Origin of the sequence: Actinosynnema sp. NPDC059335 (genome assembly GCF_042752395.1) — a bacterium.
Classification (GTDB): Bacteria; Actinomycetota; Actinomycetes; order Mycobacteriales; family Pseudonocardiaceae; genus Actinosynnema.
The window spans coordinates 1-9,300 of sequence record NZ_JBHYXZ010000202.1 but is presented as its reverse complement, the minus strand read 5'-3'; the positions used below and the strand labels follow the sequence as shown (position 1 = coordinate 9,300).

At 71.7% G+C, this 9,300-nt stretch carries 6 protein-coding genes; 3 read left to right on the top strand and 3 right to left on the bottom strand.

Features of this window, described 5'->3' with window-relative positions:
* The coding region (locus tag ACFXGA_RS36475; RefSeq protein ID WP_378096450.1) for a GDP-mannose 4,6-dehydratase at window positions 1-407 on the top strand (407 nt) is incomplete at its 5' end.
* A gap of 197 nt (window positions 408-604) precedes the next feature.
* Here the strand turns inward: ACFXGA_RS36475 and ligA are convergent.
* Window positions 605-2,596, bottom strand: coding sequence for an NAD-dependent DNA ligase LigA (ligA, locus tag ACFXGA_RS36470; protein ID WP_378096446.1), 1,992 nt, complete (start codon window positions 2,594-2,596; stop codon window positions 605-607).
* 118 nt (window positions 2,597-2,714) lie between these two features.
* On the opposite strand from ligA, the gene ACFXGA_RS36465 reads away from it, so the two are divergent.
* Window positions 2,715-3,884, top strand: a complete 1,170-nt coding sequence (locus ACFXGA_RS36465) for an RtcB family protein (protein ID WP_378096443.1) — start codon at window positions 2,715-2,717, stop codon at window positions 3,882-3,884.
* 175 nt (window positions 3,885-4,059) lie between these two features.
* On the opposite strand, the gene ACFXGA_RS36460 is transcribed toward ACFXGA_RS36465, so the two are convergent.
* Together ACFXGA_RS36460 and ACFXGA_RS36455 are read right to left on the bottom strand one after the other, a co-directional pair.
* Window positions 4,060-4,224 carry a hypothetical protein gene (locus tag ACFXGA_RS36460; protein WP_378096440.1) on the bottom strand — a complete coding sequence of 55 codons (165 nt, stop codon included), beginning with the start codon at window positions 4,222-4,224 and terminating at the stop codon, window positions 4,060-4,062.
* Window positions 4,225-4,304: 80 nt separating this feature from the next.
* Complete coding sequence (locus ACFXGA_RS36455; protein ID WP_378096437.1) at window positions 4,305-7,373, bottom strand: tetratricopeptide repeat protein; 3,069 nt, start codon at window positions 7,371-7,373, stop codon at window positions 4,305-4,307.
* Window positions 7,374-7,747: 374 nt separating this feature from the next.
* Between ACFXGA_RS36455 and argG the strand changes: the two genes are divergently transcribed.
* Window positions 7,748-9,190 (top strand): argininosuccinate synthase, encoded by a 1,443-nt coding sequence (argG, locus tag ACFXGA_RS36450; RefSeq protein ID WP_378096434.1) that lies wholly within the window; start codon window positions 7,748-7,750, stop codon window positions 9,188-9,190.
* Window positions 9,191-9,300 lie beyond the last annotated feature (110 nt).

Below are 9,300 nucleotides of genomic sequence, written 5' to 3'. Positions count from 1 at the left end.
TGTGGGGGCGTGCCTCCACGTCCTTCAGCCCGACCGCGCGCGCCACCGCCGGCGCCCCCGCCGCCCCCGCCGGTCTGCGCGGGGCGCCCCCCCCCGACCCGGCGCTGCTGCCGATCTTCGACATCAGCGCCCGGCACGAGGTGTCCAACCTGGCGATCGTCCACGCGGTGCTGCGCCACCTCGACCGCGACCCCGAGGAGTGGGTCGAGCACGTGGCCGACCGCCCGAACCACGACCGCCGCTACCTCATCGACCCGGCCAAGCTGGAACGCGAGCTGGGGTGGAAGCCGAGGATCGACTTCGAGTCCGGGCTGGCCGGGACCGTGCGGTGGTACGTCGAGCACGAGGACTGGTGGCGGACCGTGCTGGCCGAGAAGGGCGAGCTGCGGGTCGACTGGTCGAAGTGACCGCCGGTCGGGCGCGGCGAGCCGGCCTCGGAGGGGTGTCGCCCGCCCGCAGGACACCTCCTACCTCGCCGTGTGCTCCACCCCCCCGCCCGGCGGGCAGTCCCGAGCGGGAGCGGTGTGGGCGTCCCCGGTCGGGCGGGGCGCGGAGCGGAGCGTCCCCGCAGCGCCCGACCGCCCGGTGATCCGCCGCGCGGAGGTCAGGCGATGCCCGCCGCGATGAGCTGCCGCCAGATCTCGCCCTGGTCCACCACCTCGACGCCCAGCTTCTCCGCCTTGGTCAGCTTGCTCGCGCCGACGTCGGCCCCGGTGATCAGGTAGTCCGTGTTCGCCGACACCGACGACGCGGTGGTCGCGCCGGCCTTCTCGCACAGCCGCTGGAACGTCGGCCGGGGCACCTTCTCGCCGGAACGCGGGTCGCTGATCGCCCCGGTGACCACGACCGTCTTGCCCGCCAGCGGCGCGTCGGACGCGATCACGGGCGGCAGGTCCTCCTCCCGCACGTCCAGCGACACCCCGTGCTCCCGCAGCCGCTCCAGTTCCGGCCGCAGCCGGGCGAGGTGCTCGGTCAGCGAGGCCGCCACCTTCGGCCCGATGTCCTCGACCGCCACCAGGCGCTCCTCGTCCGCGTCGGCGACCTCCTCCAGCGAGCCGAACCCCGCGCGGCACAGCCGGGCGGCGGTGCCCTCCGACGCCATCGGGATGGCCAGGCCGATCAACGCCCGGCGCAGGCCCACGGCCCGGCTCGCGGCGATCGACTCGATCATGCGGGTGGCCGAGGTCTCGCCGATCCGGTCGAACTCCAGCAACTGCTCCCTGGTCAGCCGGTAGAAGTCCGACGGCCGCTCCAGCAGCCCGGCCTCGGCCAGCCGCTCGATCCACACCGGACCGACCGCCTCGATGTCCGCCGCCGCCCGCGACGCCCAGTGGATCAGCCGGCGCACGGTCTGCGCGGGGCACGACACGTTGGTGCAGAACAACTCCCGGCTGTTGCCCTGCTCGGTCAACGCCTGCCCGCACGACGGGCACGTGGTGGGCGGCACGATCTCCCGCTCCTCGCCCGTGCGCTTCGACTCGTCCAGCACCCCGGCCACGAACGGGATCACGTCACCCGCCCGGCGCACCAGCACCGTGTCGCCGATCCGGATGCCCTTGGCCCGGATCACCTCCTGGTTCGCGAGCGTCGCGCGGGTGACCGTGGTGCCGCCCACGAACACCGGTTCGAGCTGGGCCACCGGGGCGATCTTGCCCGTCTTGCCCACGTCCCACACCACGTCCGCCAGCACGGTCGTCTTCTCCTCGGCCGCGAACTTGAACGCCAGCGCGCCGCGCGGCGAGTTCGACCGGGTGCCCGCCGCAGCGAACGCGTTGCGGTCGGCCAACCGCAGCACCGCGCCGTCCAGGTCGTAGTCCAGGTCGTTGCGGCCCTCCTCGATCGCCCGGATGGCCGCCTGCGCCTGCTCGGCGTCCGAGCAGTGGCGCATGTCGGCGGCGGCGAACCCGAGGGTGCGCAACCCGCGCTCCAGGTCGGCCGCCGCGCCGCCCTCGGAGGTGTCGAGGTCGAAGCCGAAGAACGTCAGCCGCCGCTCCGCGACCGTGGTCGCGTCCTTCGCCCGCAACGTGCCCGCCGCCGCGTTGCGCGGGTTGATCAACGGCTTGTCCGGGTGCGCGGTGTTGTAGGCGGCGAACGTGGACCGCAGCATCACCGCCTCGCCGCGCACCTCCACCCGACCGGGCGCCTCGACCCGCTCCGGCACGCCGTCGACCAGCGCCCGCACCAGCGGCGTCACGTCGTCGCCCGTCGTGCCGTCACCCCGGGTGACCGCCCGCGCCAGCCGGCCCTCCTCGTACACCAGCGCGAGCGAGAGGCCGTCCAGCTTCGGCATGACCACCACCGGCTGGCCCGGGAAGCGGTCGAAGAACGCGGCGACCTGCTCCGGCCTGGTCGCCTTCTCCAGCGACAGCATCGGCCGCGAGTGCCGCACCGGGGCGTGCAACACCGCCGGCGCGCCCACCTGCTCCAGCGGGTTCGGGTCCGGCGCCAGCTCCGGGTGCGCCTCGACCAGGGCCCGCAGCTCGTCCTCGATCGCGTCGTACTCCGCGTCCGCCACCAGCGGCGAGCCCCGGTAGTAGGCGTCGCGCAGCGACACGACCTGGTCGGCCAGTTCCCGGATCCGCTCCTCAACGTTCACGGTGCGAACGCTACCGGGGAGCACCGACAAAAGCGGGCCACGCGGGCCGCCGGCGGAAAACCGGGTCGCCGGGTCACCCGACCACGCCCTAACTTCTCCGGGTGAGCAGAGGAGAACCGTGGAGCACATCAGCAAGCGACTGGTGAACTGGGCGTCCATCCTGGACGCGGGCGCGCGCGAGCAGGCCGAGAAGACCTCGCGCATGCCGTTCATCCACCCCCACCTGGCGCTCATGCCCGACGCGCACCTCGGGAAGGGGGCGACGGTCGGCAGCGTCATCCCCACCCTGTGCGCGATCATCCCCGCCGCGGTCGGCGTGGACATCGGCTGCGGCATGATCGCCGTGCGCACCCAGTTCACCCGGGACGACTTCGCCTCGCGCCCGCTCGCCCCGCTGCGCCGGGCGATCGAACGCGCCGTGCCGCTGTCGGCGGGCAAGTACAACACCGCGCTGACCGGCACGGCCCGCGAGCGGGTCGAGCGGCTCGCCGAGCGGGCCGCCGAGGCCGGCTTCGACCCCGGCTCGTACGCGGGCAACTGGCAGCTCCAGCTCGGCACGCTCGGCAGCGGCAACCACTTCATCGAGGTCACGCTGGACGAGGCCGACCGGGTGTGGCTGTTCCTGCACTCCGGGTCGCGCGGCGTGGGCAACAAGATCGCCCAGACGCACATCCGGGTGGCGCGCGAGCAGTGCGCGCGGCGGTGGATCGACCTGCCCGACCCGGACCTGGCCTACCTGGTCGAGGGCGAGGACGAGTTCTGGCGCTACATCCGCGAGATGCGCTGGGCCCAGGAGTTCGCGTGGCTCAACCGCGAGGAGATGATGGACCGCGTCGTGTCCTGCGTGGCGGAGTGGACCGGCCACGACGTGGAGCGGCGGGAAGTCGTGAACTGTCACCACAATTACACGGAGCGTGAGACGCACTTCGGCAAGGAGGTCTGGTTGTCCCGCAAGGGGGCGATCAACGCCGAGGCAGGGCGGGCCGGGCTGATCCCCGGCTCGATGGGCACCGCGTCGTACGTCGTGGTCGGCAAGGGCAACCGGATGGCGCTCAACTCCTCGCCGCACGGCGCGGGCCGGGAGTACTCGCGGTCGGCCGCGCGCCGGGCGTTCGGCCGGGAGGACCTGCGCAAGGCGATGGTCGGCATCGAGTACCGCGACACCGACGCGTTCATCGACGAGATCCCGGCGGCCTACAAGGACATCGACGTCGTGATGCGGGACGCGGAGGACCTGGTCGAGGTGCGCCACACGCTGCGGCAGATCGTGAACGTGAAGGGCGACTGACGGCGGGGCAGGCGGGTCGTCCGCCTGCCCTCCTCACGGCCGTTCACGGGGCCTGACCCGATTTCGGGCAACCGGTACTCCGGAGCATCCCGGCGGTGGAGGTTGTCTCCGGATTGATGGACAACTGCGGCATGGCGGTAACCTTTCCCATGGAGTGCGGGCACCTGAACTCGCACTAGGCGGCTTCAGCGCCCGTCGGGATGCCTTCAAACTCGTAGATGACGTTCGGCCAGCCCAGCGCGATGAGCAGCACCACCACGACGACGGTGAGCGCGCACCAGGGACTGGTGGTCATTCGTTGTGCCAGGTAGAGCGCGGCCTGGCCCATGTGGATCAACACAGGCGGGATCTAAGCACGGCCTTCGCTACCAGTTGACATGGGGTCCCGAAAGCACCGCGCCGTCACGCGTCAGGGTGGTCTCATTCCTGAGTCAGGGCGAATCCGTCGTCATCACCCGATCGTGTGACTTGGTCGTGCCGGCGAATTCGGCTAGGTTGCTCTCGATCATGCCCGGCGTTTCCGTCGTCCTGTGTCGAATCGCCCGGAGACGAGTGGTCTCGCGGGTCCGGGATCGCGGTCGCGCTCTCACGCAGGAAATCCGGCTTGCCGAGTGCGGTGTGCGTTTGTTCGGTGAGCCCGGAATCGGCCAGCAGCGGCTCGGCACGCCGCCACCACCGTTCCGCCTCGGCCCGGTGGCCCAGCACGTGGTTCGCGTGCCCGAGCAGGAACAGCGCCTGCGCCTTGTCGTGCGTGACGTCCAAGCCGGCCGAGAGGTCCAGCGCGCGGTGGCAGAGGTCGACGGCCTCCGCGTAGGACCGGCGGTCGTAGTGGACCCTGGCGAGCGCCACGAGCGCCTCCACCGTGCGCGCCCGCTCGCCCGTGGACAGGTTGATCTCGATCGCCTCCTCCAGGCACCCGAGGGCTTCGTCGAGTTCACGGCGTCGGTGGTGGAGCTTGCCGAGCGCGGTCAGGGTCGTGCCTTCGCCGTGGCGGTGCTTGATCGCCCGGCGGAGCGTCAGCGCCTCGCGGTACAGCTCCACGGCCTCGTCCAACCGGTCCAACCGCTGGTAGGCGGCGGCCATCTGGTCCAGGGTGGACGCCTCCAGGCTCCGGTGCCCGCTCGCGCGGTGGAGTTCCAGGGCCGACTCGTACAGCGACAGCGCGATCCTGACGTCGCCGCGTTCGCGGTGGGCGCTGGCCAGGTTGTGCACCGCGATCTCGGTGAACTCCACGTCCTCCAGGCGTTCCGCGATCGACAGGGCCGCCCGCGTGTGCTCGACGGCCTCGTCGTACTCGCCGAGCCGGAAGTGGGCCGTGCCGAGGTTCAGCAGGCTGCCGCACCGGCCCTCCAGGTCACCCGTGGCGCGGGCGGCCTCCGCGGCCACCTTCTCGACGGCGACCAGGTCCCGGTAGCCACCGGTGCGGTCCAGGGCGCGATCGATGTTCGCCGCGATGCGCCAGGCGTGACCGGCGAAGCCGTGGCGGAACGCGTGTGGGACGGCGGCCACCAGCGGGGCCCGTTCGGTGGCGAACCAGGCCAGGGCGTCGTTCTCGTCGGCGAAGCGGGGCATGCCGTCGAGGGTCATGCCCGGCAGGATCGGCACGGGGTCGTCGTGCGGGTTCAGGGCGCGTTCCATGCCGATGGCGCCGACGAGCTGCCAGGTCAGCAGTCCGCTGAGCGCCACCTGCCGCTGGTGGGCCGACTCCTCGGCGCGCACCAGGTCGAGCGCGTAGTCGTGCAGCAGGTCGTGGAGGCGGAAGCGCCCGTGGGTGGCGTACTGCAGGAGGTTGGCCTTGGTGAGCGTCCGCAGGTGCGCGGCGACGTCGCGCTCCGGCCGTTCGGCCAGCGCGGTCGCGGCCGCCGAGGAGAACTCAGCGGTCGGGTGCAGGCCCAGCAGCCGGAAGACCCTCGCCGTCTCCGTGGGCAGGTCCCGGTACGACACCCCGAAGGCGAACGACAGGCTCGCGCTGTCGTCGTCGCTGTCGTCCAGCGAACCCAGTATCCCCAACCCCTCCTGGGCCGCGTACTCCTCGACGAGGACGCCGATCGGCACCTGCGGCTGGTTCGCCACGTGCTGGGCGATGATCTTGACGGCCATCGGGTGGCCGTCGAGCCGCGACGCGAGCGCGCGCAGGGCCTCGGGCTCCGCGTCGGCCCTGTCCCCGCCGATCTCGCGGCGCAGGAGCTCGATCGACTCGTCGAACGACAGGGGCGGCACGGCCAGGAGGTGGACGTCGTCGTGGAGGTCCAACCCCCAGGGGCGGGTCCGGCTGGTGACGATGGTGAAGCAGTTCGTGGCGGCCGCGAGCAGGGGGCGGACCTGCGGGCTGTGCCGGGCGTCGTCCAGGACCAGCAGCACTTGGCGGTCACCGAGCGCGCGGTGCAGCGCCGCGGCCCGTTCGGTGCCGGTGTGGGGGATGCGCGCCACGCCCAGCGACGCCAGCAGCACCCCGGCCGCGTCCTCGGCGCTCATCGCCGTGCCCCGGCCGAAGCCGCGCAGGTCGAGGAAGAGCTGGCCGTCCGGGAACCGGTCGGCCCTCGTCCGCCCCCACTGGACGGCCAGTCGGGTCTTGCCCACGCCCGGCATCCCGTGCAGCGCCACGACCTGGCCGCGCCCGCCGTCCGGCCCGTCGAGCAACGCGTCCAGCGTGGCGAGCAGGCCTTCGCGGCCGACGAAGGTACTGGCCCTCCTGGGCAGCTGGCGGGGCGGGACGCGTTCGGGTCGCGCGGACGTCGTGGCGGTGCCCACCTGCTTGCGGACGATGCTCTGGTACACCGCGCGCAGCTCCGGGCCCTGCTCGGCGCCTGTCGCCTCGAAGAGGCGCTCGCAGAACCGCTCGTGGTATTCCAGTGCCGCGGCGTACTTGCCCTGCCCCTCCAGGGAGCGCATGTACAGCCGCGCGAGAACTTCGTCGAGTTCGTGTTCCTGGGTGAGCCTGCCCGCCTCGCCCATCGCTTCGACGTGGTCGCCCAGCGCGTTCAGGCTTTCCACCAGGGTGTAGTAGGCGGTCAGCCGGTCGAAGGTGTCCATCTGGTAACGCAGGTGGTCGGCCGACGTGCTTTCCACATCGTGCAGCGGCCGTCCCTGCCACAGCGACAACGCTTCCCGCAGCAGCGCTTTCGCGCGCACGTGGTCGCCCTCCGACGCCTTCGCCCGGCCCATTTCCGCCAATGTGCGGAACCGGTGGTAGTCGATGAATTCGCGATCGATGTCGAGCCGGTAGGCCTCGCCCTCCCGGTCGATCGACCGGTCGAGGCCCGCGCCGTTCAGCACCCGGCGCAGGCGGCTGATGAGGGGTTGGAGCCGCCCTCGCACCTCGGACGGGTCCTCGTCGGGCCACACCGCTTGCGCGATCGTGCTGACGGGGACGGGTTGCCCGACGTGGTAGAGCAGCAGCGCCAAGACCGCGCGTTGCTTCGCGGTCCCGAGGTCCACGTCTTTCTCCGCCACGCGTAATCGCGTCCTGCCCAGGATCTTGAACTCCACCAGCGTTCACCTTTCGCTGGCACGACGGTCCGGTATTGCCAGTGTGCTGGAGTCCGACCCGATTGTGCAGTGCAATGCCGTGTTGTTGCTCCGTTGGGTCGAACCGCCGGACGGCGATCGGCGGCGCAAGCGAACTGCAAGGAAACTGCAACGACGTGTGCGTGTGCCGCCGTGAATCGGTTGTCCGGTAAGTGGCCCGTTGTTGGCGTGACGACGGCCGGGATGACCCGATGAATATGGCTGTCGTCGGGAAACGACCCGGGGAGGTGTCCGGGATGCCGGTGCGGGCGACCGGGGCGGCCGGTGCGGGCTCGTGCGAAGCACATGCCACCCCCGGCTATGCATGGTCATGCAGCGTCGTGCATACTTCTGATGTGTCCAAGGTGCTCACATACCTCCCCGCCGGCGAACACGTCGGCATCGCGTTCTCCGGTGGTCTCGATACGTCCGTGGCGGTCGCCTGGATGCGTGAGAAGGGCGCGGTGCCGTGCACGTACACCGCGGACATCGGGCAGTACGACGAGCCCGACATCGCATCGGTCCCCGGCCGCGCCACGCAGTACGGCGCCGAGATCGCCCGGCTGGTCGACTGCCGGGCCGCCCTGGTGGAGGAAGGTCTCGCGGCGCTGGCCTGCGGGGCGTTCCACATCCGCTCCGGCGGCCGGGCGTACTTCAACACCACGCCGCTCGGGCGGGCCGTGACGGGCACCATGCTCGTGCGCGCCATGCTGGACGACGACGTGCAGATCTGGGGCGACGGCTCCACCTACAAGGGCAACGACATCGAGCGGTTCTACCGCTACGGCCTGCTGGCCAACCCCTCGCTGCGGATCTACAAGCCGTGGCTGGACGCCGAGTTCGTCGGCGAGCTGGGCGGCCGCACGGAGATGTCGGAGTGGTTGCAGGCCCGCGGCCTGCCGTACCGGGCGAGCACGGAGAAGGCGTACTCGACCGACGCGAACATCTGGGGCGCGACGCACGAGGCCAAGGCGCTGGAGCACCTCGACGCGGGCATCGAGATCGTCGAGCCGATCATGGGCGTGCGGTTCTGGGACCCGGCGGTGGAGATCGCCACCGAGGACGTCACGATCGGCTTCGACCAGGGCCGCCCGGTGACGATCAACGGCAAGGAGTTCTCCTCCGCGGTCGACCTCGTGCTGGAGGCCAACGCCATCGGCGGCCGGCACGGCCTGGGCATGTCCGACCAGATCGAGAACCGGGTCATCGAGGCCAAGAGCCGCGGCATCTACGAGGCGCCGGGCATGGCGCTGCTGCACGCCGCCTACGAGCGGCTGGTCAACGCGATCCACAACGAGGACACCCTGGCCGCCTACCACACCGAGGGCCGCAAGCTCGGCCGGCTGCTCTACGAGGGCCGCTGGCTGGACCCGCAGGCGCTGATGGTGCGCGAGTCGCTGCAGCGCTGGGTCGGCATGGCGGTCACCGGCGAGGTGACGCTGCGCCTGCGCCGCGGTGACGACTACTCGATCCTGGACACCACGGGCCCGTCGTTCAGCTACCACCCGGACAAGCTGTCCATGGAGCGGACCGAGGACTCGGCGTTCGGGCCGGTCGACCGCATCGGCCAGCTCACCATGCGCAACCTGGACATCGCCGACTCGCGCGCCAAGCTGGAGCAGTACGCCGGGCTGGGCATGGTCGGCAGCCAGTCGACGCTGATCAGCGCGGCCCGGGTGACCCCGACCGAGCTGATCGGCGCGATGCCCGAGGGCGGCGCGGAGGTCATCGCGTCCCGCGGTCGGGTCGCGGACGACGAGCTGCTCGACCACGCCGCCCTGGAGGCGGGCAACGACTGACCGCTTCGTGCACGCGCGGGGGCCCCGCCCCGCGGGGGGCGGACGCCCGGGGACCTCGCCCCCAGTAGGGTCGTCCCCCCCCCCGCCACCCCCTAACGACCCGACCCCGC